The sequence below is a fragment of the Armatimonadota bacterium genome, from assembly GCA_037138755.1.
In the GTDB taxonomy this organism is placed as follows: domain Bacteria; phylum Armatimonadota; class Fimbriimonadia; order Fimbriimonadales; family Fimbriimonadaceae; genus Fimbriimonas.
This window is the reverse complement of sequence record JBAXHT010000001.1, coordinates 706,560-726,267: the sequence shown is the minus strand read 5'-3', so window position 1 is coordinate 726,267 and position 19,708 is coordinate 706,560. Positions and strand designations below refer to the sequence as shown.

Genomic DNA, 19,708 nt, shown 5'->3' with positions numbered 1-19,708 from the left:
AAATCGGCACCTATGGTAAACTGCCTTTTTAGCATATAGCTGGAGATTTAGAAACAACGATGCGAGTCCGAAATAAAGAACTACGAGTGAAGCGACACCGAAAAGAGCAGATCATTAAGACTGCTAAGAAGGAAGCAATGGCCGGCGGAGCTAAGAAAGAAAAGAAAGCCGCCGCTCCTAAAGCAGCAAAGCCAGCTGCCGCAAAGAAAGCCGCCGCTCCAAAGAAGACTGAAGAGTAAGATCAATCTACTGACAACCGATTTTGATCGACCCGCCAACGAGCGGGTCGTTCTGTTTTAGGGACACATTCGACCGGCGTAAGCGTCAAACTAGAGAGATGCTTTCCACGCTGGCCTTCGCCGCAGTCGCAGCCGATACTCTGATCCTTCGGCGCGGAGTCAATCTCGAAGCTTCTCCCCTGGTTCGATATTGGGATGTTCAAGAAGCCCAGATCGACGCAGAGGCTCCAGGTCTGCCGATACCGACCAGCTTCGGTCTCTCTGGCGATGCCAAGCGAAGCATTCTCATCCGATTCGGCTCGCTCGATCTTGCAGTTGGCGAAGGGAAAGAAGTTATAGACGCCTCCATCAAGTTCAAGCTGTCTGACCCAGAAAAGGCGGGCATCACCGGCGTCCGGCTCATGAAGCGACCTTGGCTTTGGCCGGGTGTGCAAGCCCTCTCAAAGCGAATCAAAGCTCCGGTCGTCGGAGCCGAGGTGCCGTTTGCTCCTGGTGTCACTTGGACCAAGTCAGGCGGCGACACTGGAAACTGGCAGACTCCAGGCGCATTGGGGAGCGAAGACTCCGAAAAGCTTAATGCCAAGGTTGAGGTCAAGGGAGATACGGTCACGATCTCCGGCCTCGGTTCCACCTTGCAGTATCTCAAAAGCCACGAGGGACTTAACTTCGGACTCTTAGTTGAATGCTCAACTAAGACAGAAGTCTGGAGCTCTCTCTCGCCGTCTGACCAACCTGAGCTCCATTTGACTTTGGCTGCGAAGCCTGCGAAAACTGCAAAGACCTGGCTCACCAAGAGCGGAGATAAAATCACCCTGAACAGCGACCAGCCAATCACCGGCTATCGGGTTTTTGGCGGCACTCAAGTTTCGTCGCAAACGACGATCCAAGGTGGGGCGACTGAGGTTGAGCTGAAGCTGCCGTCTCCTTCGAGATCAAAGGACAGCCGCAACGCAATCTATCGAATCGTCCCGGCCTTTGGAGATCAGGCGATTGCAACGAATCCAATCTTCATCGATCCGAACGGAACTTGGCTTGAAGTCAGTCCTGATACCTCGCGAGCTTGGAATCTCAACGCTGTCGACGCTTCGACCTACAGCTTCGCGCCCATCGGAGCAAATAGACACGTTAATCCGTTGGGGCAACAGAGTCAAGTTGACCTGATCAAGCAACTGATCCCTCAGAATGCACCAGACGAAAACCTGACGGACATCTCACTGCTTGCCGCCCTTGTTCCTCCGGCGAGGCCGACGAACGAGCCGCTGTTTAAGCAGCTCGCTCGACCGGAAACCGGTCCGCTCACCATGTTCCAGGTCGACCGTCTGATGAACCCGACCGTCTCTTATCCGGCAGTGATGATCTTGCGTGTAGTCACCCCCGAAGGCGATCCTCTGGTTGGGGCAAAGCTCCGATTCGCAAACCAGCCCGAGATGGTTACGGACAAGAATGGCTATGCCTTCCCTGCGTCTCCCGAGCAAGGCTTTGTGGGATTGATCACCGTATCCGCCGAAATCCACGGAGCCAAGGATTCGTTCAGCTTTAGTTCGGCAAAGCTGAGCAATATCTACGCCCGCGGGATGACAAAGGCGGCTTCGATCGAGCTGCCGTTTAATCTACCAGCGAGCGAGATCACGCGAGACAACAATCTCGTCCTCGGCAAGCCAACTCGCGACTCAGCAAGCTCGTTCCCTGCGCAGCTGCTTGGTCTTACTGATGACAATGACGGGACGACGTTCACACTTGCCCCGAAGGCGTGGGTTGAGGTCGACCTGGGCCGCGACAGGCTGCTCGGCGAACTTGAGCTCCGAGGCGAACTACCGCAGGCTTTCCTCGTGGCAGTTTACGGAACCACCGAAAAGGTCAACGACTCAAGGCCTTGGATCGCCGAAGCGAGCCTGAGCGAGAGACTTCGGTACTACCCGAATGCCGATCCTGATTCCACCGTGTACCGCCCAAAGCCGATGGGAGGGCGCTACCTACGAATCCTGAACGCCAGTGACAAGCCGGCGACATTGAAAGGAATTCGGCTCTTCGCTACCAAACGAGGAGCCTAGATTCCTGATTTTTTGCCCATCTCTCCACCAACGTGCGGAGCCGTTTCGACTTTTGGATCAAGATCCTTTGGCGTCAATGGTTTGTCACTTTGCCTCCACCGGAGAGCAGCCGTGACGCGGGTCTTCTTGGTATCGTCGACGTCCATCTGAAGCTCCATTGGCAACTTCTTGTCGGGCTCGATCAGGATCGTGTAAGTACGTTTTGGCTTACTCTTTGAAGTCAAAATCACACGCTGGAACGTTCCGGTATCGAACTTCTTGGTTTCGACGGCAGTTGTCCAGCCCGCCTTTGCTGCCGCCCGTGCGAGGTCGCTAAGCGTGTTTGCTTTGCCGTCACCAAAGTTGTTAAGAAGGTGATGAGAGAAGTTCTTCGGCCAGGTTTCGAGGATGTTTCCTGAAGGGAGTCGGTGACCGGGCTCGTATTTCTGTCCGACGAGCGTTTGAGATTTTCCGTCCTTACGCACCTCGGTGTACTGGACAAAGTTAAAGTTGGATCCGATCGGTTCTAGGTTGGCGTATCTCAGCAGGACATCATTGGGACCCTTGATTCGGCTTATGAGCTCTGCACTTCCCTTGCCCACGGGGTAGACCGCACGGACGCGTTGGGTCAACTCAACGTCTCTCATCCGTTTCATCTGAGCGTCCACGGCGGCAAGAGTAGTGACTGCGTTATTCGGCGTTGGCTTGAATCCGGACTGTGCAGGTCCAGGAATTGGAGGCGGGATCGGGGTTTCTTTTGGTTTGCTGGGTGCGGCTGGGGCGGGTTTGTTGGGCTCTGCCTTGGTAACGGGATCGCTTTTGCCGGGTTCCGGTGTCACAGGAGGATTTGGCGCTGGCTCAGATGACGTCGCCTCGGTAGCTGGCGGAGCTGAGGAAATCGCCTGCTCATCCTTTTGAGGGGAACATCCCCAAACAAGCAGGAGCGGTAGCAGAGCTGAGAAGCGGCGCATAGAGATCATTGTACTAGCGCACCCGTCACTGGGTCGATTGCCCACATCGTGAGGTCGATCTCGGGGAAAGGCGCGTCCTTGATTTGACAATCTCTAAGGAATTCGAGTTCCTTCTCGTTCATAGTTCCGCCGGTGTGAACTTTCTCGGCAATGCCATAGAGCTCTAAGAAGCGGTCTACGTGGTCGTTAAAGCGGATTTCGGAGTAATCGCGAGCGGCTTGGGTGGAGATGAGGAACTGCCAGTCGCTGGCTTCGGCAAGCAGAAGCTCCCTCGCGGCTTGGGTGATGATTTCGTTGGCCGCCCCGTCACGCCACTCTTTCGCCATCCAGCGCATTTTGCGCTGGCACTCGTACAGTCGTCCCCAGGTCCAGTTATTTTCCTCATTAAGCCAGATGTAGTGGTAACCACCTTCGCCCCAGGAGCCTTCGGGAAGGGTGATGACGTGCTTGGCCGGATCCGTATCGAGCACATCGCCGCCGCTCACCATTTCGACTTCGCCGTCTTCGTGAAGCTTTTTGCCGAGTTGATACAGGAACTCGGGACCTTCCCACCACCAGTGGCCGAAGAGCTCAGTGTCGTACATCGCGACGATGCAGCCGTTGCGATCTGCAAGACCCTTGTAGTGGGCCAAGGTTTGTTTGATGACGTCGACCATGTCCGCGGCGTGGTTCTGGATCGACTCGTAGGCACGGAATGGGTCGTACGGCTGCTTCTGACCGAGATCAGCCTTGTTCTCGCTGATACGCCAGTACTTGTGGCGGCCGGGATAAAGCTGTTTGTGGAACTCCAAATACGAAGGATCGCCTGGGTAGCCGACGTCTCCTGACCAGACTTTGACGGTTGTCTGAGGGTCTCGGGCGAAGCAGACGACTCCGTTGGGGAGCATGTAATGTTCGTATTCCGAGCGGTACTCAGCGGGCGGGGTGAAGAACTTCGATGACCGAGCGAACATCTCGGCTAGCTGGGGAAACTTGGTTGCATACGTCCCGAGTGGATTCCCGCCGCGAATCATGTGGCTGTCGACGAAGAAGTATTCGATTCCCTCATCCTTCAGAATTTCTTCTGTGCCCATCCTCTGCCAAGCCGATTCGTTATCGGCGACTGGGGACTTCCAGTCATAGCGGGGCCGGTAGGCGCATTCAGGGAGCCAGATACCTCGGGGCTGCTTGCCGAAGTGCCGTTTGTGGGTTTCGACGCCAAGCCGGACTTGGGCTTTGCAACTCTCGTCGGTACCGAGTAGCGGTTGGTAACCGTGGGTTGCTCCGCTCGTTATGACCTCGATGGAGCCGTTGTCGTTGAAGTGCTTGAACCCGCCGATGATCGAGCGATTCCATCGCTCTCGGAACTGCTGAAGTTCCTTTTCGTATTGGGCGACCCAGAAGTGGGCAAGGCCCTCCATCCACATTTCGCCTTGAGCTTTGAAGCCGATCGCGTCGCCTTTTGCGTAGTCGATCTTTTCTTGGCAGTAGTGCTCAAAACTGGCCTTGAGCGATTCGTCTTCCAACTGCTCGGCGAGAATCGGGGTCATGTTGACCGTCCAGCGGGGCTTGATGCCGTCTTGTTCGAGGCGCCAGAGAGCATCGAGAAGAGGCAAGTAGCACTCTAGAATCGCTTCGTGAATCCAGTCCGTCCCGTGAGGGCTCTTCCCATGGCTCAGCACATATGGCATGTGCGAGTGGAGGCAGAGAAGAAGTCGTCCGACGGGCATGAGAGAATGATACGCCGTAGAGCCTATCAATCACTCAAATTGAAACTTGAAGTCTTCGATTCTAGGTAATCATTGAGAATGATCTCGTCCGGAATTGCCATTCTTGCGATTGCTGCGCAGCAGACGCCGCCTTCGTTTCCTTCCGATCCCGATCAGTTCCAGTTCATCACATCCGACATAGACCGTTTTTGGACGGTGTTCGACAACTCGAGTTCAGAAGACCTCGCCAAAAATCTCAAGGAAAAGTATCTGAATGGTGGTTCCCATGGACTGGCATTCTTCAACCTCACCAAGATTCAAGGTGCCGACCGACTTGCCGATCACATCCGGAGTCGGAAGGTTGACTACATGTTTTTGCGAGAGCGGACGTTGAAAGTCAAGGAGGCTCTTCCAAGAATCAAGTCAGCGTTCTACGCAATGAAGCACTTGTATCCCGAAGCAACGTTTCCACCGGTTTACTGCGTGATCGGCAGACATACGAGCGGAGGCACGGCGAGTTCGGCGGGCCTCATGCTCGGAGTTGAGATGTCCATCAACGAGCCCGACAAAATGCCGTATATCGTTGCCCATGAGCTCATCCACTTTCTGCAACCTAAAGGTGGTGGAAACGGACTCCTCGCGGCTACGATTCGCGAAGGAAGTGCCGACTGGATCGGCTACTTGGCGAGCGGAGGACTGATTAACACCGAACAGTGGAAGTACGGGTTGGCTCACGAAGCTGAGCTTTGGAAGGAGTGGAAGGCGGAAGTCGCCGGAAAGAACCGTGTGCTCGACTGGATATCCACGTTCGGACAAAAAGAGCCTCGACCGGGCGACCTCGGCTATTTTATTGGTGCCCGAATCGCGCAGGCGTATTACAACAAAGCTGCCGACAAGCATGCGGCGGTGAAGCAGATCATCGAGTGCAGGGACCCAGCTTGGCTCGTCAAAGAGTCAGGTTATGATCCTCGATAGTTCTATCAGTTCCCTGGCGTCAGAATCAGCAAGTTAAGAAAGAAGGGAAGACAACCGGCGGGCATCTCCGAGTAATACACTTCGGAGCGAACTGAGGTAGCCAACTCACAATTTCAAGAAAACAAAATTAGTGGGAACTAATACCCCGTAGGGGAATGTTGTATCTCCTGTGTGCAGTTGCCCACAATCGCAAATATGAAACACCTCACTCAGCTCCTGGCCATCTTGTCTCTTGTCTCGGTGTGCGCCGTCGGCTTTGCCCAGGATCATAAGCCCACCACGACCAAGTCGGCACCCAAGTCGACATCAAAGACTCCAGCGAAAACATCTTCGAAGACCACGACCAAAGCGCCCGCCAAGTCGGCAAGCAAAGCCAGCGCAAAGTCCGGTGCGAAGAGCACGAAGAGTTCATCGAAAACCCCAGCCAAGTCCACCTCGAAGCCTGCATCAAAGCCTGCTTCAAAACCATCCGGCAAAGGTCACTGAACCACGCAAAAAACCGGAGAAGAGAAAGGGCGATGGTCGTCATGAACCATCGCCCTTTCTTCTTTACACGGGTCCCCAAGGTGATGCTGACAATTAGTTCCCTGGCATCAGAATCAGCGAGTTGAGCAGCAGTTTGTGGAGACCGGGCCACATCGCGCGCTCGCAAGGGTCCTGGGCGAACCAGATGATGTGTCCACGTCCGAGTGGTTCGTCGTGGAGCCAGACTGTTCCCTTAATGGCTTTCTCTGACTCTTCGCCCCACGTCCAACCGGTGAGGTGTTTGGACGTCTCATCGTCGGCGAACTTGACAACTCCGCCGCCTTCCTTGCGGGCCTTGTAGAACGAGTCGCCGTCGACCGGGACGGCGATTCGGTCGCCTTCGTAGCCGCTTGCGAGAAGAGATCGTTTATCAAGAACGGCCTGGAAGATCGCACCAGGGATTGCCCGGGTTTCGGAGCTTGCAATAAAGGAAGCAACTCCCGAAGGGTTCTCGCCATAAACGACGAGGACTCCGCCCTCTCGAACCCAGTCCTTAACTTTGGAGTTGCTCAGTGCGGCAGAGCCGGAGGGGGCGATGATGGCGGTGTAGTCGCGGATAGCGGGTGTGCCGAGGGCGTTCGAGGACAAGGAAACGAACGGTAGCTTGAACTCTTGATCGAACGTGAACCAGGTGCCGCTGCTGCCCGTCATGTTCGCCTGATTTCCGAACACGAGGCCGATGTTCGGAGATCGGAGTCCAGCGAGGCGGTTTCCTGGACCTTCTCGCCCGGATTCGGGGTAGGAGGTGGTGAGGGCGGTGACCTCTGAGCCTCGTGAAAAAGTGGCTCCATTGATCAGCTTTGCGGTTTCTGCGGGATTACGAAGCGCAAAGATGACGAACGATCCTTTGGCGATTTTCTGGTCACCTAAGTTCATATCCGCGGTTGCTACCGACACCTTGACACCTTCGGCAAGCAGTTCTCGAACCGCTAAGACATCCTCTGAGTCACGGTAAGCAATCACCCAGCCGAGAGGGTTGTCCTGGACTTGAGGTGTGAGTGACTGATACGCCTTGGTCGTTGAAACTTTCTCCGAGCCATCAGTCCAATAAGCTTTAAGGTCGTACGCGAACGGCAGGGCCCACCCGGTCAAATCGTAGAACTCGGTGCCTTGTGGTCCTGGGTATTGCTCGCCTTCCGGCGCTGTCTTCTTCTTGTTCATCTGGGCGTCAGTGAACTCTTTTTCAAAATCAGAGACGCGTTCGAAGAGCGATTTGGCGATAGGGCCAAACTCTTGGCGAAGGTCGACAACGAGAGTGTAAGGATCAAGCTCGTACTTGTCTTTCTTGTTCGTCCAGAAGTCGGTGCCCTCGATTCGAATGGGTTTGCTCTTGGCCCTTACCGGAGGGGTTGGCGATTGTTGGGCGAACGCAAACTCTGCCTCGACTCCGGTTCTTTTTAGGTGCGCCTGCAGGCGTTGCAGAACCCGGGCATCTTTCGTGGTGACGTAGACCCGCTTCATCTCGCTGCCTTCGGCAGAGACGGCGGCTTTCTTGTATTTTGCCCAGTCGGAAATGAGGTCGTCGCGCTTTTCGCTAGCGGTTTTTATCACGGCAAGGGCCGTGGTCAGGTGCTTTGCGGCACCTTCGCGAAGGGTCGAGATGGAGCCATCGTCGCGGCTCTTCGCCAGAACTTTTCCGCCATCGGTTTCGTGGGTAATTCCGATTGCCCCGCTGAGCGCGGCGTGGGAATCGAGGTAACAGGGAGCGTAGAAGTCGAAGTCCTCTTTAATGAAGTAGCTCCAGCCGGTTTTGTCGAACGCCTTGGCGCAGGCTCGGCCGAGGATATCGGTCCATTTGTTGATTCTCGCGCGATCTACGTTGACGTTGATCGCCATCGGGTTGGGCGGGAAGAAGTAATTCTGCACCTGGCCATGCTGGTCAATGTAGATTTGGGGTCTTATCGACTGCATGAGTTTGACTTCCGCCTGGGTTTCTTTTTGGGAGAAGGAAATGCGGTCTCGGTTCATATCGAACCGGTAGTGGTTATAGCGTCCCCAGAGGAGGTTGATCTCGTATGACTCGAACGCGCCGTCTTGGTAGTTCCCTCGGGCGTAGGAGTTATAGCCGACCGCGAATCGCTCGTGACCGTCAGGATTGTAAACGGGGTTAAGGATGACGACGGTGTTATCGAGGGACTTAGCAAATTCGCCTTTGCCTGCGACCAGGTTGTAGAACAACTCCATGCCCGACTCGAACGAGGCAGGTTCATTGCCATGGATCGTCTGGTTGATCCAGACAATGGCTGGAGTATCCTTCGGCGGCTCAGTGCCGGTGCTGCCCGCCTTCTCCATTGCCTTCTGAATCTGCTCCCACCGCGCGATGTTTTTGGGTGAGGAGATGGCATACACCCTCAAAGGAAAGTTTTGGTTGGAAGTGCCGTAGTCGATCCGCTGCACTTTTCCACCCGCCTTGGCGGCGATGGCGTCGTAGACCCTTTCTTGCTCACGGTAGGTCGTGATTCGCGATCCGATCTTGTAGCCCAGCACCGATTCGGGAGTCGGGACTCCGCTGTTGAACGGTCCGTTCATGTGCATATTTGCGTCGGCTTGGAGGCGGCTTAGCAAGACGGTGGCGAGGGCGGCCGAGAACATTTTGCTAGTCTATCCCACTGCGGTACCAACATTTCGGCTCGGTCGGGATCAGCGAAAGACTACGAGGCTTTTGCAGGCGAGACGCCCGCGATCCCAGTGAAAACTTCCCATCTCCCCTGCATATTTGCCAGCAACCTACCAATACATCATCGTGTGAGGCGGATAACGCTTCAATTCAACCTGAGTAAGGGCAAACGATGAGTGAAAGGCGAAAGTCAGAAGGATTGGTAAGCATTAGCGTTGCCAGCAAGATCACAGCGGTGGAAATCCACACGCTGAGGTACTGGGAGCGTGAGTTCGAGGAGTTTCTTGAGCCAGTGCGAACCGACGGCGGTCAGCGACGCTACCGACCAGAGGACATTCAAACCGTCTTCACGATCAAACGGCTCGTCCGAGACGAAATGTTCAGCATCGCTGGTGCTCGCAAGTTCCTTGCGAGACAACGAAGCGAACGAGCCGCATGAAGCCCCATCCAGTTGCCCAACAAGCCCGAGAAAGCCTGCAGAAGCACCATTTTCTGGCGGCGCGTGAGCAACTGGCTTTGGCTCTTGAAAAGGAGCCAACAAATCCCGATTTGCTATGCGAGTACCTCTTTGTAGAATCCTTTTTCGGCAATGAAGAGGCTGCGTCGCAGAGGTTTGCCGAGACGATCGGCGCCCCACGACACCATGATCTTGAACTGTTTCTGTCGCGTTACTACTATTGCCGCCAACTGGTGGCACAACGACGTTCCCGTGCCGACGTTTCGGCAGATGGTTGGCTAAACGCTCATCCGTACACTCCTGAACCCGGCATCGGCGCTCGAATTTCTGCTTGCCTGATCGTCAAAAATGAAGAGGCGGTTTTGGAGAAGTGTCTCGCCTCACTTCAAGGGATCGTCGATGAAATCGTTGTTGTGGACACTGGCTCCACCGACCGTACGATGGAAATCGCCCGGCGATTTGGCGCAATCGAAGGCTACTTCGAATGGATCAAAGATTTTTCTGCCGCCCGTAACCACGCACTTTCGTTAGCCAGCGGGGAATGGGCACTTTGGATCGACGCCGACGAGCAACTTGATCCTTCGTGTTTTGAAGAGTTTCAGAAGGCGGTCTGTCGGCCGCACATCGGCGGATTCAGCATTGAAATCGTGAACTACCTCGACGAGTCGGGGACGATTACTGAGTTCGTTCACTCTCCGACCCGTCTATTCCGACGGATTCCCGGCGTTCAGTTTTCCGAGCCAATCCATGAGCAGATCACACCTTCTTTGATTGCACTTGGGCTACCTTGGACTCCGCTTCCAGCGGCAAAAATCCATCATGATGGGTACCGCGAGGAATTAGTGAAATCGAAAGACAAGGTTAACCGAACCCTTGAGATGCTAGAGAAGGCGGTTGCAGGCAATCCCAACGATCCTTTTCAGCTTTTTAACCTAGCGAACACCCAGTTCGTGGCAAAAACCTACCAGCAAGCCGCCGAGACCGCCGAAAAATGCGTCCGAAACATCGCCGCCTCTGGTGCCGATTACGGCTGTTCCGCCTTCCAAATTTGGGCCACTGCTCTCGATATGGACGGCCGATCTGAAGAAGCCGTCAAAGTATGCGAACTGTGTGCAGGAACGGCCTACAGCGGAATCGTCAACGAGTATCTGTGGTCGATCGCCCTTTTTAACTTGGGTCGCTACGAAGAAGCTCATGCCGCAGTTGACCGCTGCCTCGCCCACGAATGGCCCGAGAACTTTGTCGGCGATAAAGCCATCGCCGATTTTCGGCGCTATGGCCACAAGGCCATGATCTTCGGCGCTCAAGAAAACTGGTCCGAAGCGCTGAAGTGGTACGACGAAACTTTATCGCGGCAACCTGGTTATCCGCCAGCGTTACTCGGACGCGGAGACGCGCTTGTCAGGCTCGAAAGGTTTGAAGAAGCCGAGCTGACCTACCGGATGGCCCTGAGCAACGCCGCGACTCGCTGGGCCGCTGAGCGCGGGCTAGGGACGGTCGCCGCTGCTCGAAACGATTTTTCGACCGCGAGTCAACATTACAAGGCCGCCTGGGATGCCAACCCGGCAGACCTAGGCACTTGGGAGTCCTGGGCATTCGCGATGATCAAGCTCGGGGACCCGTTGACGCCTTTCCAAATGCTTGAGAAGTATCAGCCGCTGGATGCAAACCTCTTGATGAAATGGGCCGATGCGCTTTCTTCGGCGGGTCGCTTGGATGACGCCCTCGGGTGCTTCCGCAGAGCGATGGCTCTGGCGCCTTTGGACTCGAACATCCAATTCAGCTGCGGCGACCTACTCTATAAACTTGGCTACTATCCACAAGCCGCCGAGATGTACCATGTGGGACTTCAGCTTCGTCCAGATTTTGCCGACGGCTGGTTTGTCCTTGGAAACGCCATGGCGCAAATGAATCTGGATCAAGGTGCCGAGGGTTGTTATCGCCAGGCTTTGACCATTGAACCTAACCACGACCGGGCGATGGCCAACTTGCAAGTCGTATCCTCGGCTTAGCGATGCGGTATTAACATCGGATTCACAAATTGGCTTCGCGCTCGGACTTCTCTAGCATCGCTTCTGAGATGTCTTGAGAATAGATCACTTTGGCTCTCATGACCATCTCTTGTCGAGCGACCTCGGTGTGCACAGAAGACTTTGGAGTCTGCTCTACTTCCGCCAGTCTTTGACGTGCCTTGGACACGTCCGCTTGGTAGTGCATTTCAGACAGTACCCGGACGCTTTCCTTCCAGGATGCATCGTGTAAACCGCTTCTTGAATCCGTAGCAAACTGACTTTTGAAGATGGGGACGCCGTACTTGAGCGAAGAAATCAGTAACAGTCCAAACAATCCCAATCGACAGAGCAGATTCCAGTTGAATTTGAATCGATGATCAGATAGCGACAAATAGAGTAAACCGACGAATCCAAAAATGGCACCGCTTGCAATTATCTTGTAGAGTGAGCGAATGCCACTCGAGTAGGTTTGCAACCGCCCCAAATTGTTGTCATAGAGAAGAATTCCAAAAACTAGCAGAAGTGCCAATAAAAAGGAAAACTCCCGTATACGAAGATTATCTCCTTTATCCAGAATGAGTCGGCTCAGGAGTCCGAACGGAGTATCAACCCGTCCTTCTTGACCACTATTCGCACCCCGCAGATCATCCTGATCAGGATTCATTGGCGGATCAGAGGGGAGCGCTGGCGGATTTCCAGCACCTTGAGGGGGACCACCGGTTCCGAATGGTGACCCGCTCATCATCTTGAGCTTGAGTCGCTCCTGGATGATGAGTTGACCGCCGCCGTTTCTCCACTTGAATTATTCAATTGTGCGGCAAAGAAGTGCTTTATCTTCGCATTCGAAATGGCTTCGTGGTCCCAAGGCTCCGGGGGTCGTTGAAACTCTGCCGTAAAATCTCTGACGGCGACCTCCCAAGGTGTCCCCTCTTCATGAGTGGACTCAAAGAGTGCAGTATCACTCATGCCCTTCAGAGAGTCACACACCGCTCGAGCGAGCGATGCCGCGTATCTGGAGTGCTCGTTTGACTCATCCTCAAGTTTTCTAGATTCACCGTTCTCGCGAAAAGCGAGATGCCGAATAGGTTCATCTTTGCTGTATCTCTCAAAAGCGGCGTAAACCCGAGGGTTAACAGGACCCCATGTCCAAGCCTCCATCGGGGAGGAAACCATTGGGTAGCCAGCGAGTGCCAGATGCCAACCGTGAGAGTAATACAGAACCTTCTGGACCCTAAGAGGTGTTACCGTCACCATTTGCTCCAAGTGCCATTGGACGATCGTGTTAGCAGGAAGCAGCGGATCAAACATGTTCTTTATTGTTGGACGAATTGTACTCGCCCATTATATCAACGTACAAACGCACAAGTGTCAACCAGATTCCCTAGATTTTCGGATAGATGGCTGGCTAAACTGCCCGTCATGCGATTATTTCCGGTACTGGTTTGCATTGCGCCAGTTGTTGCGGTGGCCCAAAGCGGAATCACAGTTATCACCGATGTCACCGTCAAAGTCGGCGACGGCAGAACCCTTGAAAACCAGAGCGTTCTCGTCGCTGACGGGAAAATCTTGGCGGTCGGCAACATCCTCAATCTTTCTGGCAACCCAACCAAAATCTCCGGAAAGGGCAAGTTTCTCTATCCTGGCTTCATCGACGCCTACTCGACTCGCCTCCAAAAATCAGCTCCTGAACCTAAGCAAGAAGGGCGACCAGAAACCAATACCACCGCCCCGCCCTACATGTGGGCCGGGAATCGCAAAGGCATCTACTCAGACTATTCCGCCGCCTCGCTTCTCGACTTTGAGAAGGACTCTAGCCTCTACGAGAACGGGGTAACCACAGCGTTTCTCGCACCAAACAAAGGCTCTATCCGGGGCGCAGGAGCGATCGTCAACCTCCTTCCATCAACAGCCAAAGACCGAATCATCAACCCGGATGGACCCTTTGGGATGTCCTACCGCGGGGGCTCGGGAGAGGGTTATCCTTCTAATATCTTGGGCGTCATCGCTCTGATGCGGCAAGTACTGGCCGATGCAAAAAGCACCGCCGAAGGAGTCGATGTCGGCTCCCCGAAGGACAACCTCAAGGCTCTGACCGACCTCGGCCCACTTATGACCGGAAAGCGGGCCGGGGTATTTGAAGTCAGTCTTGACCGCGAGATCGATCGATCCGCTCGCATTGCCGCCGAGTTCAGCTTTCCCTTCATGATCGCCGGTGGACGCGATGCTTACAAGACAATCCCGACCTTGACCAAATCGAAGGCTGCGGTTCTGCTGATGGTCGATTACAATGATGCCCCTTCGGTGGAACCTGACAAGGACACGGTTGCCCCCGCTGATCGAACTCCTACGGAGTTCAAACAGGAAAGATTTGACCGCTGGAAAGAACAGATTTCCGCTCCGACGAAGCTCTTCCGGGCCGGAATCCCCGTTGCGTTCAGCTCCGGGACTTCGCCTGGCGACTTCCTCAAGAACATCCGGGTCCTTATCAAGAACGGCCTCCCGGTCGACGATGCCCTCAAAGCAATGACGATCAATCCCGCAAAAATATTCGGCTTAGACTCCCAACTCGGCACCGTCGAAGTCGGAAAAATGGCAAATCTCGTCCTGATGAGTGGCCCAATGGAAAGTGAAACAAGCAAAGTGGAGGGTCTTTGGATCGCCGGAACCCCAATTGTTGACCCGACCAAGGGAGGTGCGAAGTGAAGCACTTCTCGCTTCTCGCCCTGATGCTCGGCTCGCTTGCCAGTGCCCAACAGTTCCCAATTGAGCTTGAAGCTCACCGCAAGCCATCCACCGTCACGAGCGGCAACTGCTTGATCAAAGGCGGGCGAGTCATGACCGCCACCAAGGGTAGCTTTGACAACACCGATGTACTCGTCCAGAACGGAAAAATCATCCGGATCGGGCGCGGCCTCACCGCTCCTGCCGGTACCAAGGTGATCGACGCGACTGGCAAAGTGGTCGTCCCCGGAATCATTGATGGGCACTCCCACCGTGGTGCAGATGGTACTAACGAGGGCTCTGAAAGCATCACCGGAGAAGTTCGGATAGGCGATGTGCTCAACCTGAGCGGAATCAACGTTTGGACCGCCCTCGCCAGCGGGCACACTTCGGCGATGGTGCTTCACGGCTCAGCCAACAACATTGGTGGACAGAGCATGGTTCTGAAGTACAAGTACGGCCGCTCTGCTACCGAAGCACCGATCCCCGATGCTCCGCGAATGATCAAGTTTGCGCTTGGCGAGAACGTCACTCGGAAGTCGTCAAACAACTCAACCCGTTATCCCAACACCCGAATGGGTCAGGAGCAGGTTTACCGAAACGGCTTCAATGAGGCGAAGAAGTACAAGTCTGCATGGTCAGACTTCAACTCAGGGAAGACCAAGGTCAAACCGCGAAGGGACCTCCGTCTGGAGACTCTGAGCGACATTCTCGATCGAAAGATCTGGATCCAGTGCCACAGCTATCGCAGCGATGAGATGCTAATGATGGTTCGGCTCTCGCAGGAGTTCGGCTTCAAGATCGGCGCCATGCAGCACGCCCTTGAAGCGTATAAGATCGCACCCGAGCTTGCGAAAGCGAAGGTCGGGATATCGATCTTCAGCGACGAATGGAGCTTTAAGCAAGAAGGCTACGACTGCATCCCTTGGAACGCCTGGATCTGTCAGAAGGCGGGAGTCAACGTCTCGATCAACACCGACGGACTCTCCGGAACGACTTCGCTCAATGTCGACGCCGGGAAGACCATTCGCTTTGGGGGACTCACCGAGGAGCAGGCTCTCCAAACGATCACGATCAACCCCGCGAGAGAGCTCGGAATCGACCATCGGACCGGCTCGCTCGAACCCGGGAAGGACGCGGATATTGCGATCTGGGATGGCACGCCACTCAGTACGCAAGCCAAGTGCGTGATGACGATGATCGAAGGTGACGTGTTCTTCGAGCGCAGAGACGCATTTGGGATCGACAAGACCTCGACAGCTAAGCAGCACCTGGACCGAAAGATGAACAACTGGGAAGGCACCAGCCTTCCTCGAAAGTCGACTTCGTACGTCATTCAGGGAGCCACAATCCACACGATCAGCGGTGAAGACATCACCGATGGCTCGGTGGTGATCGAGAATGGAAAGATCACCGCCGTCGGTAAGTCGGTGAAGATTCCCGCAGGTGCCAGCGTCATCAGTGCCCGAGGACAGCACGTGTTCCCCGGCTTCTTTGACGCAAATTCGTCCATCGGATTGATGGAAATCAGCCCGATCCCGGTGATGAACGACAACCGCGAGTTTGGGGTTTTTAATCCGGAGTTAGATTCTCTGACCAACCTCTGGTGCGAGAGCGCTCACTTTGGCCCCGCCAAATTTAACGGAGTCACCAACTGCTTCTCAGCCCCAAGCGGAGGCTCGTTCTCGGGCCAAGGCGCGGTGATCAACACTGACGGGTACACGACTGAGGAGTTCGGCGTGGAGCGCAAGGCCGCGCTGATCGTCAACTTCTCTGCCGGACGCTCGCAGATGGAATTCGATCTTTGCGACGAGATCGACTCTTCGGCACTCTTCGGGGGGGCGCCAAAGCAGGGAGACGCGCATCTCACCCGAAATCAGCTTGAACAGTGGTACGAGTTCCTTGGCGGAGCCGTCCAAGGCACCTCCGCAAGTAACACTCAGATCGACCGTGCGGTCGAGGGCCAGTTCGATAAGGCGATTGCTTACATGCGAGAACGGCGAGTCGAGCCCTCCACTCCCCTTAACCTCAAGTACGAAGCAATGCTTCCTTATGTGCTCGGCCAAAAGCCGGTTGTGCTATCTGCCTCCAGCGCATCGGCGATCCGCTCAGCAGTTGCATTTGCTCAGAAGTATCGACTGAAGGCCGTCCTGACTGGCGCGACCGAGGCTTGGAAGGAGACCGCCATTCTGAAGGAGAGCGGAATTCCCGTTATTCTTCCGGTTGCTGGAAAGAGCACGTTGGGCGCAAACTCAGTGAGCAACGCTTGGGATCCTTACGACACGCCTTATGTGCGATCAGCGATGCTTGCCAAGGCTGGCGTCAAGTTTGCCTTTTCCAGCGGAGAAGGATCAAACGTTATGATGCTCCCGCTACGGGTCGGGATGCACCTCGCCTACGGTCTTTCGCGGCAGGACGCCCTTAAGTCTCTGACCCTGTGGCCAGCCGAGATGTTTGGAGTTTCAGATCGCCTCGGCTCGGTCGAAAAGGGCAAGATTGCGAACCTAATCGTTACCGACGGCGATCCGCTCGACGTCACATCGACCATGCGATACGTATTCATCAGCGGTCAGCCAAGGCCGCTGACCAGTAAGCACACGATGCTTCGAGATAAGTATTCGCAGCGTCTAGGCAAGTAGAAACTCGCGCACGCGCTCGGCAACTTCTGCCGAGCGAGTGATGCGAACATGACCCAGGCCTTGGGTGATCACTAGCTCGGACCCGGGCCAGGCCGCATGTAAGGTGTGCGCTTCGCTCACGTTGATATCTTCATCTTCTTCGTCGTGGATGATGAGTGCGGGCTTTCGAATGCTTGGGGCAATCAGGCTTGGCGTAGCGGCAACGACCGAGTCCCAGCCGAACTCGTCCTTCCAGTGTTGATGGACCTCCGGTGAGAGACCTGAGTCGATCTCTGAGAGTTCAAAGAATCTGGTCAGAAAGTCGACAAGTTCATTTCTCGCCGAGATCAGCACAAAACGGTCGGCATTTGCTCCCAAGGACGTTGCTTTAGGCGTTGCGGCGGCGGCAATCGAGTGAGCCACAATCGCATGGAGCGGGCCGAAATGCTCACTGACCTGATGAATAGTGTGGGCGAAGAGAAACATGTTTGAGCGGGTGCCTTCGCTATCCCCGTGGCCCGGAGCGTCGAGAGCAATCACTCGAAAATGCGGTTCAAGTGCCTTAACGAAGGCCCACATTGCGGTTCCCCGCGATCCCCAGCCGTGTTGGACGAGGACGTTTCTGCCGCTGCCCCAGGCTCGACCCTGCAACCGGTGACCTTGTACTACTAACCCCAAAGGTTCGCCTCGGGCGAGCAACTCCTGCTCCCGTCTCGCCCTTGGCGATTGAGGCGGAGGCGTCATGAACAGCTCGTAGGCTTCTTTGGAGGTCACGGCTCTAGTTTACCGAGTAGAAATAATTCCCCATTTTGTGGGGAATTATTGTTGGTATAATCGTGAAATGTTTCCAAGGATGGCTGAGCGGACGGTCGCGGACGCGCTCCAAGATACACCGGTAGTGATCATTGTCGGACCACGGCAGTGCGGCAAATCGACCCTCGCCACTAAGTTCGGCGAAGGGCGAGAGTACGTGACGCTGGACGACCCCGTCTTTCTGGCACACGCCACGAACAACCCGGCAGATTTTCTCCATTCCCACCCGGCCCCGCTCATCATCGACGAGATCCAGCGAGCACCGGGTTTGTTCCTACCATTGAAGCTTGCCGTCGACAAAGCCAGGAAGCCCGGATCGTACATTCTCACTGGCTCGGCTAACGTTCTGCTCCTCCCAAAAGTGGCAGATTCACTCGCCGGAAGGATGGAAATCATTGACCTCCAACCCCTCTCCCAATGCGAACTGGAGGGCCACACTTACAACTGGGTCGATGACGTTTTCGACAACCCTCAAGTCTTGGAAAGTCGTCAAGACTTCGTTAAGCTCGAAGAGCGTATCACTCGTGGTGGCTACCCTGAACCTGCCCAACGGCCCGCGAAAAGAAGAGACCCCTGGTTCCAATCCTACATCCGAACTCTTCTCGACCGCGACGTACGCGACCTCGCGAACATCGATGGCCTCACCCAGCTCCCAAAGCTCCTTCGCCTGCTGGCCGCACGGTCCGGAACTCCGCTCAACTTGAGTGGGCTCAGCCGTGAAACAAATCTGCCTCACACGTCGATCACGCGCTACGTCGACCTTCTCAAGGCTCTCTATCTCATTCGGAGTGTGCCGGCATGGTCGGCGGATGCCGAAGTAAAGCTCGCCCGAACGCCGAAGGCGTACCTGGTCGACACTGGCCTCGCTTGCCATCTGAACCAGGTTGACGAAAAGCAACTCACTCGACCAGGTGACCTACGAGCCGCGATGCTTGAGACGTTCCTCGCTAATGAACTCCTGCGTCTCATTCAGACCGCAGAGGTCAGCGCAGAGCTGTTTCATATGAGGACGGTGAAGAACAAGGAGATACCTTTTTTGATCGAAGCCCGAGACGGACGGATCGTTGCCATCGACTTCCAAGACCAAGCGGTTCCCAGTCCGCAATCTCTGGAGCGGCTGAGTTACGTCAAAGAAGTCGTGGGTGACAAGTGGCACAGGGGAATCTGGCTCCACACCGGAACCGAGGCCAAAGCCCTGACGAGCGACATCCACGCCGTCCCGATTAGTTGTTTGTGGAGTTGAAGTCTCGGAGTTCGTCGTTTGCGATCCGCTCCATTCTCAGGTTGTCCAGAACCCCATCCATGACGTTTGATGACACCAGCCGGTCTGCGATAGAAGCTGGCTCAGAGAGCATTGCCTCTAGGTGATCTGCAAGCTCCTTGAGCTTGCCAGTTTGCTGCCCTGTCTGGGCGTTTATAGTTCCTTGAGTCTCCGGAGCTTTGTCCAATAGTGAGACCTGGTTCAGGATACTAATCATTGCCTCATCAGCGGCAACTCGCATCTGCGGTACGAGTTGCTTGGCTCTCCCCGTTGATCCATCAGCGATTTTGAGCAAACCCCAGACTCGGTTGTACTCGGAACAAGCGTTCTCCAACAGAGCGGCGGCCGGGGCGGCCATCACGTTCGCGGCAGTTTTGTTGCCGAACAAGCCTACCAAGAAGTTCCCGGCTTGCCCGCCTGCCCAATCCCAGTCGTGGCTGGTGTCATGCCAACCGATGTGCTGCCCAATTCGTGTGAGCAACCCTCTGGCTTGCGATGAAAGCCGGACTTCTGTGGTTGGTATGTTCTTCGCCCGGCGCCCGGCCCAAAACGAGATTCCACCGAACACCAGAGCGACAAGGATGTTGACGATGCCTACTGCAATTGGCATTTTGCCGCCACTAGCAAACGAGATTGCTGTCATGCAGGAACCGAGGCCGAGTGTGGAAATCGAAGCGATCAGGAATCCCAAAGCCATTGGATTTCGGACGTAACCGAACAGCCCGACCCCACGAGTCCAGAAGAATCGGTCGATGCTAGAAGGCTGTCTTCGCTCAGACAT

16 protein-coding genes are annotated in these 19,708 nt (G+C 55.2%); 9 read left to right on the top strand and 7 right to left on the bottom strand.

Translation table 11 applies throughout. From position 1 onward, the window contains the following. Positions 1-59 precede the first annotated feature (59 nt). Both WCK51_03435 and WCK51_03430 read left to right on the top strand, forming a co-directional pair. Positions 60-239 (top strand): hypothetical protein, encoded by a 180-nt coding sequence (locus WCK51_03435; protein MEI7575921.1) that lies wholly within the window; start codon positions 60-62, stop codon positions 237-239. A 98-nt stretch (positions 240-337) separates the two neighbouring features. Next, positions 338-2,290 carry a hypothetical protein gene (locus tag WCK51_03430; protein MEI7575920.1) on the top strand — a complete coding sequence of 651 codons (1,953 nt, stop codon included), beginning with the start codon at positions 338-340 and terminating at the stop codon, positions 2,288-2,290. On the opposite strand, the gene WCK51_03425 is transcribed toward WCK51_03430, so the two are convergent. Further along, on the bottom strand, positions 2,287-3,240 hold the full coding sequence (locus WCK51_03425) for a hypothetical protein (protein MEI7575919.1): 954 nt from the start codon (positions 3,238-3,240) through the stop codon (positions 2,287-2,289). The genes WCK51_03430 and WCK51_03425 overlap by 4 nt on opposite strands. Before the next feature lie 5 nt (positions 3,241-3,245). Then, on the bottom strand, positions 3,246-4,949 hold the full coding sequence (locus WCK51_03420) for a 1,4-alpha-glucan branching protein domain-containing protein (protein ID MEI7575918.1): 1,704 nt from the start codon (positions 4,947-4,949) through the stop codon (positions 3,246-3,248). 78 nt (positions 4,950-5,027) lie between these two features. Here WCK51_03420 and WCK51_03415 point away from each other — a divergent pair, with 78 nt between their 5' ends. Together WCK51_03415 and WCK51_03410 are read left to right on the top strand one after the other, a co-directional pair. Further along, entirely contained in the window at positions 5,028-5,903 is an 876-nt protein-coding gene (locus WCK51_03415) for a hypothetical protein (GenBank protein ID MEI7575917.1), read from the top strand. Positions 5,904-6,098: 195 nt separating this feature from the next. Next, positions 6,099-6,389, top strand: coding sequence for a hypothetical protein (locus tag WCK51_03410; protein ID MEI7575916.1), 291 nt, complete (start codon positions 6,099-6,101; stop codon positions 6,387-6,389). A 93-nt stretch (positions 6,390-6,482) separates the two neighbouring features. Here the strand turns inward: WCK51_03410 and WCK51_03405 are convergent, their stop codons facing one another. Next, a complete protein-coding gene (locus WCK51_03405; protein MEI7575915.1) occupies positions 6,483-9,020 on the bottom strand; it encodes a M14 family zinc carboxypeptidase in 2,538 nt (845 codons plus the stop codon). A gap of 197 nt (positions 9,021-9,217) precedes the next feature. On the opposite strand from WCK51_03405, the gene WCK51_03400 reads away from it, so the two are divergent. Together WCK51_03400 and WCK51_03395 are read left to right on the top strand one after the other, a co-directional pair. Beyond that, positions 9,218-9,484 (top strand): MerR family transcriptional regulator, encoded by a 267-nt coding sequence (locus WCK51_03400; GenBank protein MEI7575914.1) that lies wholly within the window; start codon positions 9,218-9,220, stop codon positions 9,482-9,484. Further along, positions 9,481-11,514, top strand: coding sequence for a glycosyltransferase (locus WCK51_03395; protein MEI7575913.1), 2,034 nt, complete (start codon positions 9,481-9,483; stop codon positions 11,512-11,514). Before WCK51_03400 ends, WCK51_03395 begins: the two co-directional genes overlap by 4 nt. Before the next feature lie 22 nt (positions 11,515-11,536). Here the strand turns inward: WCK51_03395 and WCK51_03390 are convergent, their stop codons facing one another. Further along, positions 11,537-12,178, bottom strand: a complete 642-nt coding sequence (locus WCK51_03390) for a hypothetical protein (protein ID MEI7575912.1) — start codon at positions 12,176-12,178, stop codon at positions 11,537-11,539. A gap of 77 nt (positions 12,179-12,255) precedes the next feature. After that, positions 12,256-12,822, bottom strand: a complete 567-nt coding sequence (locus WCK51_03385; protein MEI7575911.1) for a type II toxin-antitoxin system antitoxin SocA domain-containing protein — start codon at positions 12,820-12,822, stop codon at positions 12,256-12,258. A 111-nt stretch (positions 12,823-12,933) separates the two neighbouring features. On the opposite strand from WCK51_03385, the gene WCK51_03380 reads away from it, so the two are divergent. Together WCK51_03380 and WCK51_03375 are read left to right on the top strand one after the other, a co-directional pair. Continuing rightward, positions 12,934-14,217: an amidohydrolase family protein gene (locus WCK51_03380; protein MEI7575910.1), complete on the top strand. Its 1,284-nt coding sequence runs from the start codon at positions 12,934-12,936 to the stop codon at positions 14,215-14,217. After that, positions 14,214-16,874, top strand: coding sequence for an amidohydrolase family protein (locus tag WCK51_03375; protein MEI7575909.1), 2,661 nt, complete (start codon positions 14,214-14,216; stop codon positions 16,872-16,874). Before WCK51_03380 ends, WCK51_03375 begins: the two co-directional genes overlap by 4 nt. Here WCK51_03375 and WCK51_03370 read toward each other — a convergent pair. Further along, entirely contained in the window at positions 16,863-17,627 is a 765-nt protein-coding gene (locus WCK51_03370) for an alpha/beta hydrolase (protein MEI7575908.1), read from the bottom strand. The genes WCK51_03375 and WCK51_03370 overlap by 12 nt on opposite strands. 67 nt (positions 17,628-17,694) lie before the next feature. Here WCK51_03370 and WCK51_03365 point away from each other — a divergent pair, with 67 nt between their 5' ends. Beyond that, complete coding sequence (locus WCK51_03365; protein MEI7575907.1) at positions 17,695-18,909, top strand: ATP-binding protein; 1,215 nt, start codon at positions 17,695-17,697, stop codon at positions 18,907-18,909. Here the strand turns inward: WCK51_03365 and WCK51_03360 are convergent. After that, a complete protein-coding gene (locus WCK51_03360; protein MEI7575906.1) occupies positions 18,890-19,708 on the bottom strand; it encodes a hypothetical protein in 819 nt (272 codons plus the stop codon). The genes WCK51_03365 and WCK51_03360 overlap by 20 nt on opposite strands.